Origin of the sequence: Ruegeria sp. HKCCA0235A, assembly GCF_013033235.1 — a bacterium.
GTDB lineage: Bacteria > Pseudomonadota > Alphaproteobacteria > Rhodobacterales > Rhodobacteraceae > Ruegeria.
This window is the reverse complement of sequence record NZ_WQDQ01000001.1, coordinates 36,863-59,220: the sequence shown is the minus strand read 5'-3', so window position 1 is coordinate 59,220 and position 22,358 is coordinate 36,863. Positions and strand designations below refer to the sequence as shown.

The following is a 22,358-nucleotide window of genomic DNA, read 5'->3' as shown; positions in this document are numbered from 1 at the left end:
ACGTGTCTCCGTCTTTGTCTGTACATTTGACGCATCCCGCCCCGCGAAGTTACGTTGAGCCATGCGCTTTGTCCTCTTGTGCCTGAGCCTGACGCTCTCTGCCACCCCCTCTTGGTCGCAAGAGGCGATTGGCCTTGCGGCCCCGGCAGAGGTAAAAGACTCCGGCCTGTTGCAACATATCCTTCCTCGCTTCTCTCTCAAGACCGGGATCCGTGTTATTGCAGACGACGCCGGGGTCATGGTGCTGGAAACCGCGCCGCCCGGTGATCCGGTCTTTGCCCGCAACGACGTGATCTATCACCTGCGTATCGAAGACAGTGACCGCCAAGCCCGTTTTCTTGAATGGCTGAAGTCGGATATCGGCAAGCGCACGGTGGAAAGCTTTGCTCCGGCAGACGGAGGGCCCTACTCTGCCAATTTTGATATTGCCGTGGTTGAGTCCGGTGACATCGTCGAGGGCGACACCCAACTTGGCGAAGAACTTTCGATGACCCATTGCGGGCGTTGTCATGTCATCGGGCCAAGGAACCGCATGAATGGCCTGGGGTCGACGCCCTCTTTCGCCGTTCTGCGCGCAATGCCCGACTGGTCGCAGCGATTCGAAGCGTTTTTCGCCCTGAACCCCCACCCCGCATTCACACAGATCGACGGTCTGACACCGCCTTTCGATCCCGAACGCCCGTCTCCTATTCACCCGGTTGAGATGACATTGGACGATCTTGACGCGATCCTGGCGTTCGTATCGCGCATCGACGCTGCGGATCTGGGTGCACCTCTGAAACTTCAGTGATCCTTTCTGTCTGAATAGTAATCCTCGGTCGTGACGACCCGAGGCTTGGGCTTTGACTGGAAAGGATTGTCTTGCTGTTGGAACTGCACGTTCACCCGGCAATTGTCACACATCTGGATCATCCGCGCCTGATCCGACGTTGCGAACATCGGATGCGTGCCCGACAGCTTCTCCATGATCCGCTCAACCGTGGACTTCACGCCGAACAATGCCCCGCATTCCACGCAGGCAAAAGGTTCTTCTTCGTTCAGAACCTGCTGTGACAGGGCCGCATCGCTGAGATCAAGTTGTGGAACAAGCGTGATCGCATCCTCGGGGCATATGGTCTTGCACATCCCGCATTGCAGACAGGCGTCTTGTTGGAAGTTCAATTGCGGCATATCCGGATTGTCGATCAACGCACCGGATGGGCACAGCGACACACAGCTGAGGCACAGGGTGCAGCTGTCGGTATTCACTGCAACTGCCCCGTAAGGCGCATTTTCAGGCAGCGGCAAAGGCGATTCAGCCTGCGGGTTCAGCGCCTGTGCTGCCAGCCGCGCGATTTGCCGGCGATTGCCCATAGGCAAGACCGGATCGGACAAAGGCCGGGGCACCGCCTGCCCGTACAGCAGATCGGACATCGCATCGGGGTCTGTTTCGTCAATCAGGCCTATACCCTCGGGGCCAGCAATGGCATGTGCCAATTCAAGCTCCCGGTTCAACGCCTCGCGTTCAGTCGTCGGCGCCAACAGCACAACCACCCGCGCGAACCCATGCGCCAGAGCCGCCAGCATCTCGGCATGGCCAAAGCCAGATATCACATTCAATTCCAATGGAATCACATCCGAAGGTAATCCACGCCCGAAACGCGCCGCCAACCGGATCATTTCGGCCCCGTGGGCGTCATGTACAAGCAACCGAGGCGCGGTGCCGCCGGCCCGTCGATAGGTACGGGCCAGAATATGCATCCGCGACAACAGCGCCGAAACAGGTGGGTCTTCGTAGGTTATGGCCGTTGAAGGGCACAGCGCGGCGCAAGCACCACAGCCTGCACATACCATCGGGTCAATCGCCACATGCTCGCCCGCCGGGGAAATCGCACCGGTTGGGCAGATATCCAAACAGTTGGTACAGCCCACCTGCTCGGCCCGGGAATGGGCACACAGGGTTTCTTCCACGCGCACATAAAGCGGCTTTTCGAATGTCCCCACCAATTGCGCGGCTTCAAAAGCCAGACGTTCCACGGAAACCGCATCCCTGGGATCAGCCCGCAGATAGCCTTCGCGCTTGTCCGGGGCCTGAACAAAGGGCGTTTCTCCTGCCAGATCGATGACAATGTCACACGATGAAAGCGCACCGTCCTTTGGATCGGTCCAAGCAAACGCGCCGCGCCCACCGGGCACGACCTGCTGAAGCGCGTCCAGACGCAACGAAAACCCACCGAGCGCACCGGAAACCGAACGCAGCCGCCCCCGTACCACGTCATAGGCGCGCGAGAGAGGCTCTGACAAATCGGTCGTCATGACGGTCACTGCCAACGAATCCGCCAGACGCTCTGCCAGATCAAAGGCCACCGCACCGGGCCCGATGATGAAACAGGTGCCTTCACTGAAGACATCCACGCTGGGTGTGACCGGTTGCGCCAGAACGGCCTCGGCCGCCAATGCCGCCATCTTGGGGGTCGCATCCGCACCTTGGTCTGACCACCCGGCCCGATCGCGCAGATCGACAAATCCGGGCACGTCGATATTCAGGTCTTCGGCCAGTGACCTGAAAACGTCATGCTCTTGCGCACAAGCGATGACGGTATCACCTTCTTTCATCAAGTCCGCGGCGGACTGCAACTCATCGGTACAAAGCGCGGTATGCAACCTGGAACAGGCAACGCCGCAGGCGCTTTCGATCTTGTCCGGATCGAATGCCTGTGTTCCGGCGCAATCACATAGCAGTAGTTTCGTGGCCATATCCTCTCCTCGGGCAACCGCCCCGGTTCCATGCACACTAGGCTGTACCCCCGGGAAAGCAACTTCAACCCCTTGCCGCGTTTCCTGCACAGGGTTGAATTTCGGCAATAAATGCCACGAAACACAAGCATTCACAGGACCTGCTCACGCAGTTGCTACCCTGGACTACGACCAAAGTCGTAGAGCTTAGGCTTGGCACACAGCCAGTTTGTGTACCATAGTGGACTTGGAAAGGCAGGGGAGAGCCTTTCGGGGAGGAGCCAGTGGCCAAGGCCGCAAGCCAGACTGAAATGCCGGTTGGCGTCATCGTGCGCAAGACACCCGGGGTCACACGGTGGGCCCGGTGGAACTGGCGCGCTGTGGCCCTTTTACCCGGCGCGGGGCCGGCCGACTGGCAGGAACTGCGCCGCGAAGGCGATGCCGTCGAGTATCACGCGGCCACCTTGCCCCTGACGCTCTGGGCAGATGAAACCGAAGCCTACATGGTTAACTTGTCGGATGGGCAGCCTTCGCTGTACCTTGTGCTGCGGGACGAACTGAAAGGCGAAACTCCCCTGAATGCAGTTCTGATCACCGCCTCTCCGTTCGAGGGGCAGGATTACGCGGATACCGGTGAAGAAATTGTCGAGAAGATCCCGATGACTGTAGGGCTGATTGCCTGGGTTCGCGATTTTACTCTGAAACATCATCAGCACGAAGTTTTCGTCAAGCGCCGCCGCGACAAGAAGCGGACAGATCTGGTTGAAGACGGCAAGGGTGATGCTCGTATCCGGCAGACGTCGGACGTGTATCGCGCCCCGAGAAAGGCGCTGCAATGAACCGGCCCGATGATTTCTGGTCTCGCCGAAAGGCCGCCGTTCACGCCGAAGCCGAGGCCGAGGCACTGGCCCTTGAAGAACAGGCGATCGCAGAACGGCAAGCGGAGCTGGAAGAAAAGGATGACGCCGAGATCCTCGCCGAGTTCAACCTTCCCGACCCAGAGACCCTGCAACCCGGCGACGATGTTTCGGGCTTCATGGCCAAGGCCGTGCCTGATCGCCTGCGCCGTCGGGCTTTGCGTCGGCTGTGGCGGCTGAACCCGGTTCTGGCCAATGTCGACGGGCTGGTTGATTACGGCGAGGACTACACCGATGCGGCCTGCGTGATCGAAAACATGCAAACCGCCTATCAGGTTGGAAAGGGCATGCTGGCACATATCGAAGCACTGGCGGCCGACGCGGAAGAGGCCAAAGACGATGCTGCTGAAAGCGAAGCCGATACGCGCGCTGAACCCGAGGCCGAGCCGGTCGAACCCGATACCGGGCCCGAACCGGTTTCCGTCGCCCGCGCGGACGAGCCGGAAGAAATCGACCTTCCCCCGGCGCCACGTCGAATGACATTTGAATTTGAAGGATGACCGAATGACCGCAAGTGACGCGCACACTCTGGACGTTTCAGCCGAGGATCGCCTGCGCGCGGATTTCTACAACTTTCTGGGCTTGCTGCTGGCCGGTCCACCCGACCAGATGCTGCTGGATCAAATGGCGAGCCTTAGCGGGGATGACACTGATCTTGGTCAGGCCATCCAAGCCATGGCGCGGGTTGCAAAGGTCACCAAGCCCGCCGCCGCGGAACGGGAATTCAACGCATTGTTCATCGGTTTGGGTCGGGGCGAATTGCTGCCCTATGCCAGCTTCTATCTCACGGGTTTTCTGAACGAGAAACCTCTGGCGCAGCTCCGCAATGACATGGCGGTGCGCGGGATCACACGCGCCCAGAACGTGTTTGAGCCCGAGGACAACATCGCCTCATTGATGGAGATGATGGCAGGCATGATCGTTGGGCGTTTTGGCAGCCCGGCATCGCTTGAAGACCAGAAAGCATTCTGGAGCAAACATATCGGCCCATGGGCCGCACATTTCTATTCGGATTTGGAAGCTGCTGAAAACTCTGTTCTCTATGCATCCGTCGGTACCGCCGGTCGGGTATTCATGGAGATCGAGCGCGAAGCGTTCCGGATGACAGCGGGGTAGCCCGCACATCGCCGGTGCCCTGTGGGCACCAAACCGCAATTGGGACAGGAGGAGCCCATGAGCAAGACCAAGGAAGAAGGCGCCACACGCCGCGACTTCCTCAAACTGGCCGGAACCGCAGCGCCTGCTGCTGTTGCCGCCGCCAGCCTGACCGGGAAAGCCGAAGCGGCCGAAGCGCCGACAGACGATACCCGCATCCAGGATACCGCGCATACACGCGCCTACATCGAAAGCACCCGGTTCTAGGATCGGACGTTTTCACACCCGACTGACGGTTGCGATTGGCCCCGACGTCGGCTTCAGCAGTACCAAGCCAGCCGTGGCATACACGGCGCGCAAGGGAGGAAACAAATGCTTAGGAAAAAGACCAACGGGGTTGCGAGACGCCCCCAGCGGACAAGTATCCTGTCCCAGGTCGGCGAGAAAACCGTCGATCGCCGCGCATTCCTGCGTGGATCGGGCCTGACGATCGGCGGCCTTGCCGCGATCAGCGCCACGGGTGGAACCGTGACGCCAGCCAGCGCCCAGACCGCAGCCAACACGGCTGTCGAGAACATCAAGTCCGTCTGCACGCATTGTTCGGTCGGTTGCACGGTGGTTGCCGAAGTTCAGAACGGCGTCTGGATCGGGCAGGAGCCCGGCTGGGACAGTCCGTTCAACCTGGGCGCCCATTGCGCCAAGGGTGCCGCCGTTCGCGAGCACGCCCATGGCGAGCGCCGCCTGAAATATCCGATGAAAAAGGAAGGCGGAGAGTGGAAGCGCATCAGCTGGGAAGAGGCGATCAACGAGATCGGCGACGGCATGATGAGCATCCGCGAAGAATCCGGGCCTGACAGCGTGTACTGGCTGGGTTCCGCCAAGCACAACAACGAACAGGCCTATCTGTTCCGCAAGTTCGCCGCCTACTGGGGCACGAACAACGTGGACCATCAGGCCCGGATCTGCCACTCGACCACTGTTGCGGGTGTTGCGAATACATGGGGCTACGGCGCCATGACCAACAGCTACAACGACATGCACAACAGCAAGGCGATCTTCATCATCGGCGGCAACCCGGCCGAGGCGCATCCCGTGTCGCTGCTGCATATTCTGCGCGCAAAAGAGCAGAACAACGCCCCGCTGATCGTCTGCGACCCGCGCTTTACGCGCACTGCGGCGCATGCGGATGAATATGTCCGTTTCCGGCCCGGCACGGACGTTGCGCTGATCTGGGGTATCCTCTGGCACATCTTCGACAACGGTTGGGAAGACAAAGAGTTCATCCGCACCCGTGTCTGGGGCATGGATCAGATCCGCGAAGAAGTTGCCAAGTGGAACCCGGATGAGGTGGAACGTGTCACCGGCACTCCGGGATCGCAGTTGAAGCGGGTTGCCCGCACGATGGCCAACAACCGTCCTGGAACGGTTGTCTGGTGCATGGGCGGAACGCAGCACACCAACGGCAACAACAACACCCGCGCGTATTGCGTCCTTCAGCTTGCACTGGGCAACATGGGAACCTCGGGTGGTGGCACCAACATCTTCCGCGGTCATGACAACGTTCAGGGCGCAACGGACCTTGGTGTTCTTTCCCATACCCTGCCCGGCTATTATGGCCTGTCCGCAGGCGCATGGGGTCACTGGGCCCGTGTCTGGGGCGAAGAACCTGAATGGCTGGCCGGTCAATTCGCCACGATCAAGGACAAGGACGGCAAGGACAAACCGCTGCAGAACGAGCGCGGCATTCCTGTTTCCCGCTGGATCGACGGTGTTCTGGAAGACCCGGCCAACATGGATCAGGACAACAATGTCCGCGCCATGGTTCTGTGGGGCCACGCGCCCAACTCGCAGACCCGGATGACGGAAATGAAGACGGCGATGGAAAAGCTGGACATGCTGGTCGTGATCGACCCGTATCCCACCGTCTCGGCCGTTCTGCATGACCGCACCGATGGCGTCTACCTGTTGCCCGCCTGTACGCAGTTCGAAACCCGTGGCTCGGTCACGGCTTCGAACCGGTCGTTGCAGTGGCGCGACAAGGTGGTCGATCCGCTGTTCGAAAGTCTGCCGGACGAGGTCATCATGGCCAAATTCGCCAACAAGTTTGGCTGGGCGGATCGGTTCTTCCGCAACATCGAAATGGACGACCCGGAAACCCCGAATGTTGAAAGCATCACGCGTGAGTTCAACTCGGGCCTCTGGACCATCGGATATACCGGTCAGTCACCGGAACGTCTGAAAAGCCACATGGCCAACCAGCACACGTTTGACAGAACCACGCTGCAGGCAATCGGTGGACCCAACGACGGTGAGTATTACGGCCTACCTTGGCCTTGCTGGGGAACGGCTGAGATGGGTCATACGGGGACACCAAACCTTTATGACATGTCCAAACCGGTGGCCGAAGGCGGCCTGACCTTCCGCGCCCGTTTCGGTGTGGAACGCGACGGTGACAACCTGCTGGCCGAAGGGGTCTATAGCGTTGGATCGGAAATTCAGGATGGCTATCCAGAGTTTACGATGCAGATGCTGATGGATCTTGGCTGGGACGGTGATCTGACGGCCGAGGAACGCGCGGCCATCGACGCCGTGGCCGGACCAAAGACCAACTGGAAAACCGACCTGTCCGGCGGTATCCAGCGGGTCGCGATCGCACATGGCTGTGCGCCCTTCGGGAACGCAAAGGCCCGTGCGGTTGTCTGGACCTTCCCGGATCCGATCCCAATCCATCGTGAGCCACTTTATACGCCGCGTCGCGATCTGGTAGAGGACTATCCGACCTACGAGGACCGTCAGGCCTATCGCCTACCCACACTTTATGCATCGATCCAAAAGAACGACTTTTCAAAGGATTACCCGATAGTCCTCACGTCTGGTCGTCTGGTCGAGTATGAGGGCGGCGGTGACGAAACCCGGTCGAATCCGTGGCTGGCCGAGCTTCAGCAGGACATGTTCGTCGAGATCAACCCGCGCGATGCCAACAACCTTGGCATTCGAGACGGATCACAGGTCTGGGTCGAAGGTCCCGAGGGCGGCAAGGTCAAGGTGATGGCGATGCTGACCAACAGGGTCGGTGCCGGCGTGGCCTTCATGCCGTTCCACTTCGGCGGCCATTTCCAGGGCGAGGACCTGAGGGAGAAATACCCCAAAGGTGCAGACCCCTATGTGCTGGGTGAAAGCACCAACACCGCCCAGACCTATGGCTATGATTCAGTGACCCAGATGCAAGAGACCAAGGCGACTCTCTGCAAGATCTGGGCAGCGTAAGGAGGACGATAAATGGCTAGAGCAAAGTTTCTCTGCGACGCTGAACGCTGCATCGAGTGCAACGCCTGCGTAACCGCGTGTAAGAACGAACACGAGGTGCCGTGGGGCATCAACCGCCGCAGGGTGGTGACGATCAATGACGGCAACCCGGGCGAACGCTCGATCTCGGTCGCCTGTATGCATTGTTCGGATGCGCCCTGCATGGCGGTGTGCCCGGTCGACTGCTTCTATCAGAACGAAGAAGGGGTCGTCCTGCACTCCAAGGACCTGTGCATTGGCTGCGGCTATTGCTTCTATGCGTGCCCCTTCGGCGCGCCGCAATATCCACAGGCGGGTAACTTCGGATCGCGCGGCAAGATGGACAAATGTACCTTCTGCGCCGGCGGCCCCGAGGAAACGCACTCGACCGCAGAGTTCGCCAAATACGGTCGCAACCGGATCGCCGAGGGCAAGCTGCCCATCTGCGCCGAAATGTGTTCCACCAAGGCCCTGCTCGCCGGTGACGGCGACGTGGTTTCCGCAGTTTACCGTGAACGCGTCGTGGCGCGCGGTTTCGGCTCGGGCGCCTGGGGCTGGGGCACGGCCTACGACCAGAAGGACGGTTGAAATCCGGCTTTTGACAAAGCAGCCTCCCGCCCTTTGCGGGGGGCTTTTCAAGTGATGTGATCGGGGATCCGTTTCCTGCAACGTCACAGCAAACAAATTTGAGAGGCGCGCATGACCAATGATGTTTACTGGCTGCTGAAGCTTGACCTCGATCTGGATAAAAAGGATGAGTTCGAAGCGCTTATGGCAGAAATGGTCACGGCCACGCAGCAGGAGACCGGCGCCAGAAGCTATGAATGGCACATGACCGGTTCGGCTGTTCATATCTATGAACGCTACGCCAGTTCCGAAGATGCCATGATACATATGCAGAATTTCGGTGCCAGTTTTGCTGAACGGTTTCTGGCCCTTCTGACGCCAGTAGGGTTGGACGTGTATGGTCCGGCCAAGGATGATCTTCGCGAAGCGCTCGCACCGGTCGGCGCCGTCTTTCACCAGCAAATTGGCGGGTTTGACCGCTGATATGAAATTGCACAGGAGGATACCCCTATGCGTCTGATCCAGTATCTGCTGGTTTCGATTTTTCTGACCGGAGCCGCATGGGCGCAAGAGACCTCTGAACCCACGGCAGATGAGCGCACCTCGACCGGCGGAGCGACAACGCTGGAAGACATTCTCGCCCGGCAGCGTGGTGAAACCGTCGACAACAGCTATCGTTCCGAGAACACTGGTCAGGGCAATGCCGAGGGGTTGCTGGGGCAGCTTGGCACGCGTGGTGTGGCCTCGGACAGTGACGTGTATCGCGCTTTGCGCTATGGCTCGGCTGATGTGACGGTGTCTTCTCATGGTCCGGCAGACAGCGTGCTGATTCAGGATGGCGGCATGTGGTGGCTGACCTTCCGCACCGGACCGCTGCGCGAATACGGCACCTATATCGTTGCCGGGATGCTGGGCATCATCCTGTTATTTTTCCTGATCCGAGGCAAAATTCGCATCGATGGTGAGAAAACCGGCCGCACGGTCACGCGTTTCAACGGATTCGAGCGGTTCGGCCATTGGCTGTTTGCCGGGTCGTTCCTGATCCTTGGCGTCACGGGCCTGCTGACGCTTTATGGGCGCGACTTCCTGATCCCGGTTTTCGGGAAAGAGGGCTTTGCGGCCCTCGCACAGGGCTGCAAGTGGTTGCACAACAATCTGGCTTGGGCCTTCATGCTGGGCCTGATCATCGTCACGGTAAACTGGATTGCCCATAACATCCCCAACCGCGTCGATCTGAAATGGCTGGCCGCAGGTGGCGGGTTGTTCACCAAGAACAGCCACCCACCGGCAAAGAAGTTCAACGCGGGACAAAAGATCATATTCTGGGCCTGCATCCTGCTGGGCGTCTCCATCAGCCTGTCGGGTCTGTCGCTGTTGTTCCCATTCGAGATGCCCTTGTTTGCCAAAACCTTCCAGATCGCCAATGCGACCGGTATTCCACAAATGATGGACCTGAACCTGCCGGAGCAGATGTCGCCGCAGGAAGAAATGCAATATGCCCAGGTCTGGCACGTGATGGTTGCTTATGTGTTCATTGCGATCATCGTGGCGCATATCTATCTCGGCTCTGTCGGAATGGAGGGCGCCTTTGACGCCATGGGCACCGGCGAGGTCGAAGAACAATGGGCCCGTGAACACCACTCTTTGTGGCTGGAAGAAGTTCAGGAAAAAGAGGCAGGCAAAACCGCCGCCTCGCCTGCTGAATAGATGCGGGGGCTGGTTCTGGCCCTGGCGCTGATCCCTCTGCCCGCCTTGGCCGAATTCTTCACGCTCAAGGGACACGGCGGCCCAATCATGGGAATCGCCACAGCCCCGGACGGGCGTATCGCAACAGCCAGTTTCGACAATTCCGTCGGGCTGTGGGCTGATCGGACCCCCGAATGGCTGGAAGGTCATGAAGCCGCCGTGAACGCCGTTGCCTTCAATGGCACGGCCATCTACTCGGCCGGAGATGACTTCACCCTGCGCAAGTGGCCCGGTGGCGACGTGGTTGGGCGACATAAGGGCAAGATCGTGGGTCTGGCAGCGTCCAAGACCCACGTCGCAACCGCCAGTTGGGACGGAACGATTGGGGTTTGGCCCGTGAACGGAGCCGCGCCCACAACTCTTGGACCGACCGGAAGTGGTGTGAACGCGGTGGTGTTTTCTTCTGATGGCACACGGCTTTATTCAGCAGGCATGGATGGGTCGCTGCGCATTTGGGACATCTCGACTGGACAAGAGATCATCCGGCTCATCGAACACGGGTTCGGCATCAACGAATTGGTCCTGAATGAACAGGACAACTGGATCGCTTACGGTGCCGTTGACGGAGTGACCCGAATTCTGGACCTTTCCACCGGTGAAGAACGCGATTTCACTCTGGATCGTCGCCCGATTCTTGCCATGGCGCTCAGCCCGGATCGTCGGTTTCTGGCCGTGGGCGACGGCGAAGGCTATATCATGGTCATCGATACCTCGGACTGGCGCATCGCACAGGACTTTCGTGCAACGTTGCGGGGACCAGTCTGGGCCCTGGCCTTTTCGGTCGATGGTGAAAACATCCATGCTGGCGGGATCGACGAGGCCATGTACAGTTGGCCGGTCACCGCCTTGTCCGACCGGCAACAGATGGCTTCTGCCGAGCCGAGTTTTCTGCAAAACCCCGACGAGATGGACAATGGTGAGCGTCAATTCGCGCGGAAATGCTCGATCTGTCACAGCCTGACACCCGACAGCCAACGCCGCGCAGGTCCCTCCTTGCACGGGGTTTTCGGCAGACGCGCGGGCACGTTACCGGGATATTTGTACTCGGATACGCTGCAAGGCTCTGATATCATTTGGAATGACGAAACGATAAATGCTCTTTTCGACGAAGGGCCTGACCATTACATTCCGGGGTCCAAGATGCCGATGCAGCGAATTACACAAGCTCAGGATCGTCAGGATCTTATTGCTTTTCTGCGCCACGCAACGGGTGCCCGGAACTGAACTGGAGGAGACCATGAAAGCCTTTCTTGCCGCGGTCGCCGCAATGGTCGTCATTGCAGTGGCAGCCCCTGTCGTGCTGGATCGGATCGGATTCACCGCCGCCGACGCCACGTCCGGCTCTGCCGTTCGCCTCGACTGAATGTCGCAATACCTGACCACCCGCGAACTGGCCGATTTGCTGCGCATCGGCGAGCGCAAAGCCTATGATCTTGCCTCCTCGGGCGAGGTGCCCTGTGTTCGCGCCATGGGCAAGCTGCTGTTCCCGCGGGCCGAGATCATTGCTTGGCTCAACGCGTCGCGATCCGGTCCGCAGGTCGCCGAACCGCCCCTGCCTCCGATTGTAGCAGGCAGCCATGATCCTCTGTTGGACTGGGCGCTGCGTGAAAGCGGATCGGGGCTTGCCACCTATTACGACGGCTCTTTTGACGGGCTGACACGGCTGAGCGAACGCAGCGCACAGGCGGCCGTGTTGCATATCCACGAAGACGGAGGGTTCAACGAAAAATCCCTGCGGGACGCCTTGGGCGAAGGGCCGGTGGTGTTGTACGAAGTCGCCCGGCGCAAGCGCGGGCTGCTTCTTGCCCCGGGCATATCGGATATCAAAACGTTCAAGGATCTCAAATCGCGCCGCGTGATCATGCGTCAGGACAGTGCGGCCAGCCAACACCTGTTCGACAGCCAGCTGGAAGCCCATGGCATGAGCCGAGACGATCTGGACGCAACCCCCGGCTGCGCACGCACCGAAGAGGAACTGGCCATCGCCCTTCACGGCGAAAAGGCCGAGGCCGGCTTTGGGCTGGGGGCTTTGGCAGGGCTTTACAACCTGGGTTTCGTCCCCACCCATTCCGAGAGGCTGGATCTGGCGATTTGGCGCAGGTCATATTTTGATCCGCCAATGCAGAAACTGATAACGCTGCTGCGCTCGGATCAATTTGCGCAAAGGGCCCGTGAATTCGGTGGCTACGACCTGTCGGGCCTGGGCACGATACACCACAACGGTGCCAGCGGTTGAGCCCTCAACCGCCTTTTACCTTGTAAGGATACGCCCGCCGCAGGCCGGCTTAGTCGGCGTTCGGAAAGAACACCTGCTGCCCGTCCAGCCTGAACGACGCAATCGCCTCCTGCCCGTCCGGCCCCGTCAGCCAGTCGATGAAACGTTGGCCGGCCGCCGCGCGCACATGCGCGTGCTTGTCGGGACTCACGAGAATCACGCCGTATTGATTGAACAGGCGTGGATCCCCTTCGACCAATACCTCAAGATTTCCGCGGTTCCCAAAAGACAGCCACGTGGCCCGATCCGTCAGCGTATAGGCATCCATTCCACTGGCCACGTTCAGCGTCGCCCCCATACCAGATCCGGTCTCGCGATACCACGCACCCGAAGCCTCGGCAGGGTCCAGCCCGGCCGCGGACCAATAGCCCAGTTCAGCCTTGTGTGTTCCGCTGTCGTCACCGCGTGATGCAAACGGCGCTTCGACCTCGGCGATTTTCGACAGCGCGGCCAACACATCGGCGCCGCCGCGAATTCCGGCAGGGTCAGACTTGGGGCCGACCAGAACGAAATCATTGTACATCAGATCCTTCCGCTCTACGCCCCAACCGTCAGCAACGAATTTCTCCTCGGCCGGTTTGGAGTGAACCAAAAGAACATCCCCGTCCCCGTTGATGGCGTTGCGAATGGCCTGACCGGTTCCAACCGCCACGACACGGACATCGATACCTGAATCGGCTTCGAACCACGGCAGAATGTATTCCAACAGTCCCGAGTTCTGTGTGGACGTGGTCGACTGCACCACAATAAACGGCTCTTCCGCCGAAACCGCGCTGGTCAACAGGCCCAAAGCCACCGCCGCTGCCCGAATTGGTTTCCGGAACATCACTCTCTCCGCTTTCTCTGTTTTAGGTAACCAATCCGCCCGCCAAATAGCGGCGCGACGCATCGCTTTCGGGTGAATTCAAAACCTGTTTTGCCACACCATGTTCCACGACGTGCCCGCCCTGCATCATGACCACGTCCGAGGCCAAACGACGTGCCTGACCGATATCATGCGTCACCATCACGATCCGCACGGCCAGAGCCGATGCCCGCAATATCATTCGTTCGATCATCTGGGTCGCGCTTGGATCCAGCGCGCTGGTGGGCTCGTCCAGAAACAAGGTCTCGGGGTCCAGCGCCAGCGCACGGAGAATCGCCAATCGCTGCGCCTCTCCCCCGGACAATGACCGCGCGGGTTGTCTGGCCTTGCCGTCCAGCCCGCCTTCGGCCAGCAATTCGGCGATACGGGCCTTACGGGCCCTTCGTCCCATGCCTTGACGCTTGAGAACGAAGTCAAGGTTTGCCGCAACTGATCGACGCAGCAGAACCGGTTTCTGAAACACCATCGCCTGGCGGGCTTTCTGTGCCGCGCCCAGCGGTTTTCCATCCTGGACGACCTGCCCCCGATCCGGCGTGATCAAACCGTGCAGGCAGCGCAGCAACAGGCTTTTGCCTGCACCGTTGGGGCCAAGAATCAAGGTTGGCCCCGGCCCATCCAGAACCAATGACGAGACGTCCAACAACGCCTTGCCGTTACTTCGGATTTGCAGGTTCTCGACTTTCAGGCAATTCACCGCGTCGCAGAACAGGTCACGCATGACGTACCCCTTCCCGTTCGGCCCGCAGGCTGACCGCGCTGACCATCGCGTTCACGGCCACCGCGATCCCAATCAGGATTGCCCCCAGCGCCAGAGCCAGCGCCAGATTTCCCTTTGACGTCTCCAACGCGATCGTTGTCGTCATCACGCGCGTTACATGATTGATGTTGCCGCCCACGATGATCACGGCGCCGACCTCGGCAATGGCGCGCCCAAACCCCGCAAGCAAGGCCGTAACCAGTGCCAGCCGCGCATCCCAGAGAAGCACGGGAACCGATGCCAGCCGCGACACGCCCAGTGATCGCAGCTGTTCAGAATATTCCTCGGCCAGCATTTCGACCACCTGCCTGGTCAATGCCGCGATAATGGGAGTGACCAACACGACCTGCGCAATGATCATGGCCGTCGGGGTATACAAAAGCTCTAGCACACCCAACGGGCCGGAACGGGACAGCATCAGATAGACCAGCAGCCCCACGACCACGGGCGGGAACCCCATCAGGGCATTCATCAGAACGATCAGCATCCGCCGCCCCGGAAACCTGGCCACAGCCAGGGCGGCACCGACGGGCATGCCGATCAGGGCAGAAATCAGAACCGCAAACACGGATACTTTTAGGGACAACAGCACAATCGCCCAAAGCTCTGAGTCTCCCTCAAAGATCAGCGCGATGGCAGAGCTGAATTCTGATGCAAATCCCTGCATTTTATCCCATTGAATTCACATTTCGTATGAAATGCGTTCGTTTACAGGTAAATACTACTCTGATTTCAGGTCGAGTACAGACACTTATCCGGCATTTAGAATGAAAAACGCGGCCCCGCTTGGGACCGCGCTTCAATTCCCCAAGGAAAGGCTGAGATCAATTCAGTGCAGCATCGGTGATCTGATGTGTCCAGGCCCCTTCGGGCTTTTTGGTAATAACCGGATCAGACCCGCCTGCCAGCAATGTATTGACGGTGCGGTCGAAATCAGCCGGGTCCAGCGCGCCGTTCGACCCTGCGGTCAACTTGGCGATCTCACCCATCATACGCTTTTGGTGTTCTTCCGTCTGGGCACCGGTTGCATCGTTTTCCAGAACGATTTCCGCCGCTTCGTCCGGGTTCTCCTCGGCGTATTTCCAGCCCTTCATCGACGCGCGCACGAACCGCTCCATCTTGTCGGCGAAGGCCGCATCGCTCAGGTTCTCTTCCAGCACATAAAGACCGTCTTCCAGCGTTGCCACGCCCTGGTCTTCGTATTTGAAGGTCACCAGCTCATCCGGGCTGACACCGGCATCGATGACCTGCCAGTATTCATTGTAGGTCATGGTGCTGATGCAATCCGCCTGACGCTGAAGCAACGGGTCGACGTTGAAGCCCTGCTTCAGAACTTCCACTCCGTTTTCGCTTTTGCCATCGGTGCTGATGCCCAACTGGCTCATCCAGCTCATGAAGGGAAACTCGTTGCCAAAGAACCAGACACCCAGCGTGCGGTTTTTGAGGTCTTCGGGCGACGAGATCCCGGCGTCTTTCCAGCAGGTCAGCATCATGCCCGAGCTTTTGAACGGTTGCGCGATGTTCACCAGCGGCAGCCCTTTTTCACGGGCAGCCAGCGCGGCAGGCATCCATTCGACGGTCACATCGGCGCCACCGCCTGCAATCACTTGCGTCGGAGCGATGTCAGGCCCGCCGGGCAGAATGGTGACGTCCAGCCCCTCTTCTTCGTAAAAGCCCTTGTCCTTGGCAACATAATAACCCGCGAACTGTGCTTGCGTGACCCATTTCAGTTGCAATGTCACCTCATCCGCCGCCAGCGCCGCACTGGCTGCGAGGCTAAAGGCGGCAACCGCCCCGCTGAGTAGCTTGTTCATCTTCATTTCTCCTAGTTGCTTGTTGTGCCCCAATTTCGGGGTCTGTTGATTTCTTTGTTTTATCCGCGCTGTGACGGGTGCCAGAAGGTCACCACTTTTTCGATCCCCGCCACCAGCCCATAAAAGGCCGTGCCGGCCAGTGCCGCAACAACGATTTCAGCCCAGACCATGTCCAGCGACAATTGCCCGACACTGGTAGAGATCCGGAACCCCATACCAAGTGTCGGTGAACCGAAGAACTCGGCCACGATAGCGCCGATCAGTGCCAAAGTGGTGGAAATCTTCAACCCGTTGAAAATGAAGGGCATCGCTGCGGGCAAACGCAGTTTCATGAAGCTCTGCCAATAGGTTGCGGCATAGGTCTCCATCAGATCGCGCTGCATCGAGGTGGCTTCCCGCAGGCCTGCCACGGTGTTGACGAGCATCGGAAAGAACACCATCACAACCACCACCGCCGCCTTGGAGTGCCAGTCGAACCCAAACCACATCACCAGAATGGGGGCGGTTCCGACAATCGGCAGGGCGGCCACGAAATTGCCGACCGGCAACAGACCCAGACGCAGGAAATCCCAGCGATCCACCGCAATCGCCATCAGAAAGGCCGCGATGCACCCGATGACATAGCCGCTGAGCGCGCCCTTGATGATGGTCTGCACAAAGTCAGCCCACAGGATCGGAAGGCTGTCCGCAAACCGTACCGCAATCACCGACGGCGCTGGCAGGATGACCAGAGGAACCTCAAGCCCGCGCACAAGAAGCTCCCAGATCCCGATGACCGTCAGGCCAAAGATCAGCGGGGCCAGAAACCGCACCATTCGGGTGTCGGCATAAGGCCCGCTGGCTAACCGGCTGTTCAACCACCAGCCAAAGAGCCAAAGCAGGACAGCACAGAAAACCAGTATCATTGCGCCATCCCCATTCGTTTCAGTACGGCCCGTTCAATCAGCCCCAGCAGCCCGACCAGGCACGCCGCCAGAATGGCAGCCGCGAACAGAGCCGACCAGATCTGTACCGTCTGACCGTAATAGCTGCCAGCAAGCAACCGCGCGCCCAGACCGGCGACAGCCCCTGTCGGAAGCTCACCAACAATGGCACCGACCAGCGACGCAGCGATCCCGATTTTCAGCGAGGTGAACAGATACGGCATGGATGCCGGCAGGCGCAATTTCCAAAAGCCCTGAGACCGGCTGGCGTTATACGTCCGCAACAAGTCCAGCTGCATCGCATCGGGGCTGCGCAGGCCCTTGACCATGCCGACGACAACCGGAAAGAAACTCAGATAGGCCGATATGATCGCCTTGGGAATGATGCCCTGGATACCGACGGAATACAGCACCACAATGATCATCGGTGCCAGCGCGATGATCGGAATGGTTTGACTGACAATGGCCCATGGCATGACCGACAGGTCCATCACACGGCTATGCACGATACCCACGGCCAGAAGGATTCCCAGCCCGGTGCCAATCGCAAACCCAAGCATCGTTGCACTCAGCGTGACCCAGCCGTGATAGATCAGCGACCGTTTCGAGGTGATCTTTTTCTGGACCGTCGTTTCCCACATCTCGATGGCGACCTGATGCGGGGCCGGCAGTCGAGGCCGGTCCTGTTCCCATGTGGCCGGGATGGCGAATGTGTTGTTCAAAACAAGACCAACCTCGGACATGTCACGCCGGTCCTTGGCGGATGGCGGCTGCACGACGGCCCCGGCACGTTCCTGTTCGGTCAACACGCCCTTTATGTTCATCGGAATACAGGCCACGTACCAGAACAGAACAATTGCGGCGATGACTGTGAATACGGCGATGACCTGCTTCATGCACGCCACTCCATTCTGAAGACCGGAACGGTATCCGGTGGCACAGGAGGTTCCTCGGCCGTCACTTCAAACCCTTCACGGCGATAAAAGCGTTGCGCCGCCGTATTGGGCCGATGCGTCGTCAGCCAGAGAAAATTTCGGCCCTCTTTTGCCTTGTCGACAAGGCGCTTGCCGATACCCTGCCCCGTCCGGCTGCAATACAGCGCGCCGATTTTGTTCTGTGCCGGGTCCACTGACATGTAGCAATCGACCGGATCACCGGCGACCCACATTTCACGGTCGTCGAATGCGTCACTGATCAGTTTCGCCAGTTCATCGACCGGCAGTTCGTCGGGCATCCAGTCTGTTTGCGTGACCCAGTCATGAACAACCCTGGCACAGGCTGGCACATCGCCTGGTGCCGCGCGCCGGATTTTATCCGCATTCAGGTTAGTCGTCATTGGAATGCCCACCCCGCAAACCTTCTCGGACGCGATGCGCGACCTCAATGAATTCCGGAGTATCACGGATATCCAGCGGCCGTTCCTTGGGCAGCGGGCTGTCAATCACATCTGCAATCCGCCCGGGGCGCGGGCTCATCACCACGATCTTTGTGCTCAGGTAAACCGCCTCGGGAATGGAGTGTGTCACGAATCCGATCGTCTTTTCCGTCCGCGCCCAGAGCTCAAGAAGCTGCTCGTTCAGGTGGTCCCGCACGATCTCATCCAGCGCCCCGAACGGCTCGTCCATCAGCAGGATATCCGCATCGAAGGCAAGGGCACGCGCGATACTGGCCCTCTGCTGCATCCCGCCCGACAACTGCCAGGGAAACTTTCCGCCAAACCCTTCCAGATCAACGAGTTCCAGGACCCTCTTCACCTGCTCATCCTGTTCGACAGCGGTGAATCCCATTATCTCAAGAGGCAGTTTTATGTTCTTGGCAATTGTGCGCCAAGGATAAAGGCCCGCCGCCTGGAAAACATACCCATACGCCCGGTTTCGACGCGCCTCATCAGGCGTCATGCCATTGACGGTCAGCGTCCCGCCCGTAGGTGTCTCAAGGGCTGCGATACAGCGTAGAAAGGTGGTTTTGCCACAACCGGACGGCCCGATGAAACTGACAAAATCGCCCTTGTCGATCGCCAGATTCACGTCCTTGAGGGCGTGCACGGGTCCGTCATTGGTTTGGAAGGTCAGGTCGAGGTTCTTTGCCTCAATTACCGGCGCGTTCGTTGTCATTCTTTATTAGTCCCCAATCTTTCGACCCAAAGCCAAACCAACCCGGCAATCGCTCCTGCAACGCTAAACAGCAGTAGGTCATGCAAATCGACCACCAAAGGTCGTCCTGTCATGTTTTCGGTGCTGACCAAAAGGTACACCGCCACACCCGTCAATGCGCCAAAAACCGCAGCTGTTATCGGATGAAAAAGGTGAAAGATCACCGCAGTCAACCGCAGTGCAAACGCTGGCAGGACCGTGAAGATGAGACCGAACAGCCAATACGACGGCACGCGAAACATGACTGCCCGCCAACCCATGCCGTTTTCTGTCTGTGATTCCATCAAGAGAAGCAGCAACACCGTCCCCACGAAGACCGCAACCAGATACCCCAATACAGCGCGGATAAACGGCACTCACACCCCCGTCGCCGGGATGCCCGACCGCTCTACCGGGCGCGGGGCGGTCAGCTGTTTCCAGGTGCTCAGCGCCTTGTTCACGGTGGTGTTGGCCTCGCGCGCGACGAATTTTCCGTGGCCTTCCTGCGTTCGGATCTCGCCATCATGCACCGCCACCTGTCCGCGGGTCAGGGTAAAGCGCGGCAGGCCCTTGACCGCGTGCCCCTCGAACACGTTGTAGTCGATCGCCGACTGCTGCGTCGCCGCGCTGATCGTCTTGGTCTTGTCCGGGTCCCACACCACCAGATCGGCATCTGCACCCACCAGAACGGCGCCTTTTTTCGGATAGCAATTCAATATCTTGGCGATGTTTGTTGAAGTGACGGCCACGAATTCATTCGGTGTCAGGCGTCCAGTGTTGACCCCATGGGTCCACAGCATCGGCATCCGGTCTTCCAGCCCGCCGGTGCCGTTCGGGATCTTGGTGAAATCCCCAACACCAAAACGTTTCTGTTCGGTTGTGAAGGCGCAGTGATCGGTGGCAACCACGCTCAGCGTTCCCGATTGCAGGCCATTCCACAGGCTGTCCTGATGCTGTTTGTTGCGGAACGGAGGGCTCATGACCCGTCGCGCCGCGTGGTCCCAATCCTGATTGAAATATTCACTTTCGTCCAATGTCAGGTGCTGGATCAGGGGCTCTCCCCATACTCGCTTACCCTGCATTTTCGCCCGGCGGATGGCTTCATGCGCTTCTTCACACGAGGTGTGTACAACATACAGCGGCACACCCGCCATGTCCGCGATCATGATCGCCCGGTTGGTGGCTTCGCCTTCCACCTGCGGCGGGCGCGAATACGCATGTGCCTCGGGGCCGGTATTGCCTTCGGCAAGCAGCTTGGCACTCAGCTCTGCCACCACATCCCCATTCTCGGCATGCACCAGGGCGGTACCGCCAAGCTCGGCAAGACGCTTGAACGAGGCGAACAGCTCATCATCATTCACCATCAGCGCGCCCTTGTAGGCCATAAAATGCTTGAAGGTGTTGATACCGCGCGTCTCGATCACGGTTTTGATGTCGTCGAACACCTGTTCCCCCCACCAGGTCACCGCCATGTGGAACGAATAGTCACAATTGGCCCGTGTCGACTTGTTGTCCCAACGTTTAAGCGCATCCAGCAGGCTTTCACCCGGATTGGGAAGTGCAAAATCGACAACCATGGTGGTGCCACCCGCCAGGGCCGCCCGCGTCCCGCTTTCAAAGTCATCACTGGAATAGGTGCCCATGAACGGCATTTCGAGATGGGTATGAGGATCAATCCCGCCCGGCATCACAAAACAGCCGGTTGCGTCCAGTTCCTTGTCCCCCTTCAGGTTCATGCCGATTTCGGTGATCAACCCACCCTCCACCAACACATCCGCCTTGTAAGTCAAATCCGCGGTGACAACGGTTCCGTTTTTGATGACAGTACTCATTTTGAACTCCCTGATGCGGTCTGCGCCGCTTGCTTCATCTGGCCAAAAATATCCCGGGGGAGTCGCCCTTAGGGCGACGGGGGCAGCGCCCCCTATTCCACGATTTCGGCAGTCTCGACCACGGCATGCAGCAGAACATCCGCCCCGGCTGCGGCCCATTCCTTGCTGATTTCTTCGGCTTCATTGTGGCTCAGCCCGTCAACACAGGGGCACATGATCATCGCGGTCGGCGCAACCCGGTTGATCCAGCAGGCATCATGCCCCGCGCCCGAGATGATATCAGTGTGCGAATAGCCCAGCCGTTCGGCTGCGTTTCGCACGGCCGATACGCAAGCATCGTCAAATTTCACCGGATCGAACCCGCCGACTTTCTCGAATTCGATCTGGAGACCCATCTCGTCAACGATGTCCTCGGCAGCCACCCGCAGGCGGTTTTCCATGTCGGTGATCACCTCCAGTTCGGGCGAGCGGAAATCGACCGTAAACACCACCTTGCCCGGGATCACATTGCGTGAGTTCGGGTAGACATCGATATGCCCCGCCGCGCCCACCGCATGCGGAGCATGAGACCAAGCGATCTCGTCCACTTTCTCCAGGATCCGCGCCATGGCCAGCCCGGCATTCTTGCGCATCGGCATCGGTGTCGATCCGGTATGCGCGTCCTTGCCCGTTACCGTGATCTGCGTCCAGCTCAGCCCCTGACCATGGGTGACGACGCCGATATCCTTGCCTTCAGCTTCAAGGATCGGGCCCTGTTCGATATGCAGTTCAAAGAACGCGTGCATCTTGCGGGCGCCCACCTCTTCATCACCACGCCAGCCGATCCGGTTCAGCTCATCCCCGAACTTTTTGCCCTCAGCATCTTCGCGGTTGTATGCCCAGTCTTGCGTGTGCATCCCGGCAAATACGCCCGAAGACAGCATCGCCGGCGCGTAACGCGTGCCTTCTTCGTTTGTCCAGTTGGTGGCGACGATCGGATGTTTCGTCTTGATCCCCAGGTCGTTCAGCGTCCGGATCAGTTCCAGCCCTCCCAGGACACCCAGCACGCCGTCAAACTTACCGCCTGTCGGCTGCGTATCCAGATGCGATCCCACGTAAACCGGCAGCGCGTCCGGGTCAGTGCCTTCGCGGCGGGCAAACATGTTGCCCATCTGGTCAAGCCCCATGGTGCACCCTGCTTCCTCGCACCATTTCTGGAACAAGGCGCGGCCTTCCGCGTCCTCATCCGTCAAGGTCTGGCGATTGTTGCCACCAGCGACACCCGGGCCGATCTTGGCCATCTCCATCAGGCTGTCCCACAACCTGTCGCCATTGATCCTGAGATTCTGCGCCGGAGCTGCCATGTTCATCTTCCCTGTTTGCTGGCGAGTTGGCTCGCTTTTGGTGTCTTGATTTGACCATATGGTCAAACTCACGCTATCACGGGTTCGGTATC

The 22,358-nt window shown here is 59.3% G+C and carries 24 protein-coding genes; 12 read left to right on the top strand and 12 right to left on the bottom strand.

Annotation, left to right across the window (positions count from 1 at the left end):
• The first annotated feature begins 61 nt into the window (after positions 1–61).
• Entirely contained in the window at positions 62–790 is a 729-nt protein-coding gene (locus GOW56_RS00285; RefSeq protein WP_171204596.1) for a cytochrome c, read from the top strand.
• Here GOW56_RS00285 and GOW56_RS00280 read toward each other — a convergent pair.
• Complete coding sequence (locus GOW56_RS00280; protein ID WP_171204595.1) at positions 784–2,736, bottom strand: 4Fe-4S binding protein; 1,953 nt, start codon at positions 2,734–2,736, stop codon at positions 784–786. The two genes, GOW56_RS00285 and GOW56_RS00280, sit on opposite strands and share 7 nt — an antisense overlap.
• A 263-nt stretch (positions 2,737–2,999) precedes the next feature.
• Between GOW56_RS00280 and GOW56_RS00275 the strand changes: the two genes are divergently transcribed.
• From GOW56_RS00275 to GOW56_RS00230, 11 genes are all read left to right on the top strand, one after another.
• Positions 3,000–3,554, top strand: coding sequence for a DUF3305 domain-containing protein (locus GOW56_RS00275; RefSeq protein ID WP_171204594.1), 555 nt, complete (start codon positions 3,000–3,002; stop codon positions 3,552–3,554).
• Positions 3,551–4,132, top strand: a complete 582-nt coding sequence (locus GOW56_RS00270; protein WP_171168535.1) for a DUF3306 domain-containing protein — start codon at positions 3,551–3,553, stop codon at positions 4,130–4,132. The genes GOW56_RS00275 and GOW56_RS00270 overlap by 4 nt, the downstream gene beginning before the upstream one ends.
• 4 nt (positions 4,133–4,136) lie before the next feature.
• The gene (locus tag GOW56_RS00265) at positions 4,137–4,748 is read left to right on the top strand and encodes a molecular chaperone (protein WP_171116377.1); all 612 of its coding nucleotides are present in this window, start codon (positions 4,137–4,139) and stop codon (positions 4,746–4,748) included.
• Between the two features lie 57 nt (positions 4,749–4,805).
• A complete protein-coding gene (locus GOW56_RS00260) occupies positions 4,806–4,994 on the top strand; it encodes a ubiquinol-cytochrome c reductase iron-sulfur subunit N-terminal domain-containing protein (protein WP_171116379.1) in 189 nt (62 codons plus the stop codon).
• 105 nt (positions 4,995–5,099) lie between these two features.
• Positions 5,100–7,994 (top strand): formate dehydrogenase subunit alpha, encoded by a 2,895-nt coding sequence (locus tag GOW56_RS00255; RefSeq protein WP_171204593.1) that lies wholly within the window; start codon positions 5,100–5,102, stop codon positions 7,992–7,994.
• A 12-nt stretch (positions 7,995–8,006) separates the two neighbouring features.
• Entirely contained in the window at positions 8,007–8,600 is a 594-nt protein-coding gene (gene fdh3B / locus GOW56_RS00250; RefSeq protein ID WP_010439472.1) for a formate dehydrogenase FDH3 subunit beta, read from the top strand.
• A gap of 111 nt (positions 8,601–8,711) precedes the next feature.
• Positions 8,712–9,062 (top strand): putative quinol monooxygenase, encoded by a 351-nt coding sequence (locus GOW56_RS00245; RefSeq protein WP_171168537.1) that lies wholly within the window; start codon positions 8,712–8,714, stop codon positions 9,060–9,062.
• 27 nt (positions 9,063–9,089) lie between these two features.
• Positions 9,090–10,286 carry a formate dehydrogenase subunit gamma gene (locus GOW56_RS00240; protein ID WP_171204592.1) on the top strand — a complete coding sequence of 399 codons (1,197 nt, stop codon included), beginning with the start codon at positions 9,090–9,092 and terminating at the stop codon, positions 10,284–10,286.
• Positions 10,287–11,549, top strand: a complete 1,263-nt coding sequence (locus GOW56_RS00235) for a c-type cytochrome (RefSeq protein ID WP_171204591.1) — start codon at positions 10,287–10,289, stop codon at positions 11,547–11,549.
• A gap of 13 nt (positions 11,550–11,562) precedes the next feature.
• Positions 11,563–11,688 carry a hypothetical protein gene (locus tag GOW56_RS21975; RefSeq protein ID WP_256367747.1) on the top strand — a complete coding sequence of 42 codons (126 nt, stop codon included), beginning with the start codon at positions 11,563–11,565 and terminating at the stop codon, positions 11,686–11,688.
• Positions 11,689–12,561: a helix-turn-helix transcriptional regulator gene (locus tag GOW56_RS00230; protein WP_171204590.1), complete on the top strand. Its 873-nt coding sequence runs from the start codon at positions 11,689–11,691 to the stop codon at positions 12,559–12,561.
• 49 nt (positions 12,562–12,610) lie between these two features.
• Here the strand turns inward: GOW56_RS00230 and GOW56_RS00225 are convergent, their stop codons facing one another.
• From GOW56_RS00225 to GOW56_RS00175, 11 genes are all read right to left on the bottom strand, one after another.
• Complete coding sequence (locus GOW56_RS00225) at positions 12,611–13,426, bottom strand: substrate-binding domain-containing protein (RefSeq protein WP_171204589.1); 816 nt, start codon at positions 13,424–13,426, stop codon at positions 12,611–12,613.
• Between the two features lie 22 nt (positions 13,427–13,448).
• On the bottom strand, positions 13,449–14,183 hold the full coding sequence (locus GOW56_RS00220; protein WP_171204588.1) for an ATP-binding cassette domain-containing protein: 735 nt from the start codon (positions 14,181–14,183) through the stop codon (positions 13,449–13,451).
• A complete protein-coding gene (locus GOW56_RS00215; RefSeq protein WP_152457703.1) occupies positions 14,176–14,889 on the bottom strand; it encodes an ABC transporter permease in 714 nt (237 codons plus the stop codon). Before GOW56_RS00215 ends, GOW56_RS00220 begins: the two co-directional genes overlap by 8 nt.
• A 157-nt stretch (positions 14,890–15,046) precedes the next feature.
• Positions 15,047–16,036 (bottom strand): ABC transporter substrate-binding protein, encoded by a 990-nt coding sequence (locus GOW56_RS00210; protein ID WP_152457702.1) that lies wholly within the window; start codon positions 16,034–16,036, stop codon positions 15,047–15,049.
• A 59-nt stretch (positions 16,037–16,095) separates the two neighbouring features.
• Positions 16,096–16,941 (bottom strand): ABC transporter permease, encoded by an 846-nt coding sequence (locus GOW56_RS00205; protein WP_171204587.1) that lies wholly within the window; start codon positions 16,939–16,941, stop codon positions 16,096–16,098.
• Positions 16,938–17,855, bottom strand: a complete 918-nt coding sequence (locus GOW56_RS00200; protein WP_170344671.1) for an ABC transporter permease — start codon at positions 17,853–17,855, stop codon at positions 16,938–16,940. Before GOW56_RS00200 ends, GOW56_RS00205 begins: the two co-directional genes overlap by 4 nt.
• Positions 17,852–18,295 carry a GNAT family N-acetyltransferase gene (locus tag GOW56_RS00195; RefSeq protein ID WP_254447137.1) on the bottom strand — a complete coding sequence of 148 codons (444 nt, stop codon included), beginning with the start codon at positions 18,293–18,295 and terminating at the stop codon, positions 17,852–17,854. Before GOW56_RS00195 ends, GOW56_RS00200 begins: the two co-directional genes overlap by 4 nt.
• Positions 18,285–19,073 carry an ABC transporter ATP-binding protein gene (locus tag GOW56_RS00190; protein WP_171204585.1) on the bottom strand — a complete coding sequence of 263 codons (789 nt, stop codon included), beginning with the start codon at positions 19,071–19,073 and terminating at the stop codon, positions 18,285–18,287. The genes GOW56_RS00195 and GOW56_RS00190 overlap by 11 nt, the downstream gene beginning before the upstream one ends.
• Positions 19,070–19,468 carry a hypothetical protein gene (locus tag GOW56_RS00185; RefSeq protein WP_171204584.1) on the bottom strand — a complete coding sequence of 133 codons (399 nt, stop codon included), beginning with the start codon at positions 19,466–19,468 and terminating at the stop codon, positions 19,070–19,072. The genes GOW56_RS00190 and GOW56_RS00185 overlap by 4 nt, the downstream gene beginning before the upstream one ends.
• Positions 19,469–20,923, bottom strand: a complete 1,455-nt coding sequence (gene hydA, locus GOW56_RS00180; RefSeq protein ID WP_171204583.1) for a dihydropyrimidinase — start codon at positions 20,921–20,923, stop codon at positions 19,469–19,471.
• Between the two features lie 92 nt (positions 20,924–21,015).
• Positions 21,016–22,266 (bottom strand): Zn-dependent hydrolase, encoded by a 1,251-nt coding sequence (locus tag GOW56_RS00175; protein ID WP_152457697.1) that lies wholly within the window; start codon positions 22,264–22,266, stop codon positions 21,016–21,018.
• Between the last annotated feature and the right edge of the window lie 92 nt (positions 22,267–22,358).

What these genes read in the sequence shown, in the direction of transcription:
- GOW56_RS00285 (WP_171204596.1), top strand. Translation starts at nt 62, where the DNA reads ATGCGCTTTGTCCTCTTGTGCCTGAGCCTGACGCTCTCTGCCACCCCC.
- GOW56_RS00280 (WP_171204595.1), bottom strand. Translation starts at nt 2,736, where the DNA reads ATGGCCACGAAACTACTGCTATGTGATTGCGCCGGAACACAGGCATTC.
- GOW56_RS00270 (WP_171168535.1), top strand. Translation starts at nt 3,551, where the DNA reads ATGAACCGGCCCGATGATTTCTGGTCTCGCCGAAAGGCCGCCGTTCAC.
- GOW56_RS00265 (WP_171116377.1), top strand. Translation starts at nt 4,137, where the DNA reads ATGACCGCAAGTGACGCGCACACTCTGGACGTTTCAGCCGAGGATCGC.
- GOW56_RS00260 (WP_171116379.1), top strand. Translation starts at nt 4,806, where the DNA reads ATGAGCAAGACCAAGGAAGAAGGCGCCACACGCCGCGACTTCCTCAAA.
- GOW56_RS00255 (WP_171204593.1), top strand. Translation starts at nt 5,100, where the DNA reads ATGCTTAGGAAAAAGACCAACGGGGTTGCGAGACGCCCCCAGCGGACA.
- fdh3B (WP_010439472.1), top strand. Translation starts at nt 8,007, where the DNA reads ATGGCTAGAGCAAAGTTTCTCTGCGACGCTGAACGCTGCATCGAGTGC.
- GOW56_RS00245 (WP_171168537.1), top strand. Translation starts at nt 8,712, where the DNA reads ATGACCAATGATGTTTACTGGCTGCTGAAGCTTGACCTCGATCTGGAT.
- GOW56_RS00240 (WP_171204592.1), top strand. Translation starts at nt 9,090, where the DNA reads ATGCGTCTGATCCAGTATCTGCTGGTTTCGATTTTTCTGACCGGAGCC.
- GOW56_RS00235 (WP_171204591.1), top strand. Translation starts at nt 10,287, where the DNA reads ATGCGGGGGCTGGTTCTGGCCCTGGCGCTGATCCCTCTGCCCGCCTTG.
- GOW56_RS21975 (WP_256367747.1), top strand. Translation starts at nt 11,563, where the DNA reads ATGAAAGCCTTTCTTGCCGCGGTCGCCGCAATGGTCGTCATTGCAGTG.
- GOW56_RS00230 (WP_171204590.1), top strand. Translation starts at nt 11,689, where the DNA reads ATGTCGCAATACCTGACCACCCGCGAACTGGCCGATTTGCTGCGCATC.
- GOW56_RS00225 (WP_171204589.1), bottom strand. Translation starts at nt 13,426, where the DNA reads ATGTTCCGGAAACCAATTCGGGCAGCGGCGGTGGCTTTGGGCCTGTTG.
- GOW56_RS00220 (WP_171204588.1), bottom strand. Translation starts at nt 14,183, where the DNA reads ATGCGTGACCTGTTCTGCGACGCGGTGAATTGCCTGAAAGTCGAGAAC.
- GOW56_RS00215 (WP_152457703.1), bottom strand. Translation starts at nt 14,889, where the DNA reads ATGCAGGGATTTGCATCAGAATTCAGCTCTGCCATCGCGCTGATCTTT.
- GOW56_RS00210 (WP_152457702.1), bottom strand. Translation starts at nt 16,036, where the DNA reads ATGAACAAGCTACTCAGCGGGGCGGTTGCCGCCTTTAGCCTCGCAGCC.
- GOW56_RS00205 (WP_171204587.1), bottom strand. Translation starts at nt 16,941, where the DNA reads ATGATACTGGTTTTCTGTGCTGTCCTGCTTTGGCTCTTTGGCTGGTGG.
- GOW56_RS00200 (WP_170344671.1), bottom strand. Translation starts at nt 17,855, where the DNA reads ATGAAGCAGGTCATCGCCGTATTCACAGTCATCGCCGCAATTGTTCTG.
- GOW56_RS00195 (WP_254447137.1), bottom strand. Translation starts at nt 18,295, where the DNA reads ATGACGACTAACCTGAATGCGGATAAAATCCGGCGCGCGGCACCAGGC.
- GOW56_RS00190 (WP_171204585.1), bottom strand. Translation starts at nt 19,073, where the DNA reads ATGACAACGAACGCGCCGGTAATTGAGGCAAAGAACCTCGACCTGACC.
- hydA (WP_171204583.1), bottom strand. Translation starts at nt 20,923, where the DNA reads ATGAGTACTGTCATCAAAAACGGAACCGTTGTCACCGCGGATTTGACT.
- GOW56_RS00175 (WP_152457697.1), bottom strand. Translation starts at nt 22,266, where the DNA reads ATGGCAGCTCCGGCGCAGAATCTCAGGATCAATGGCGACAGGTTGTGG.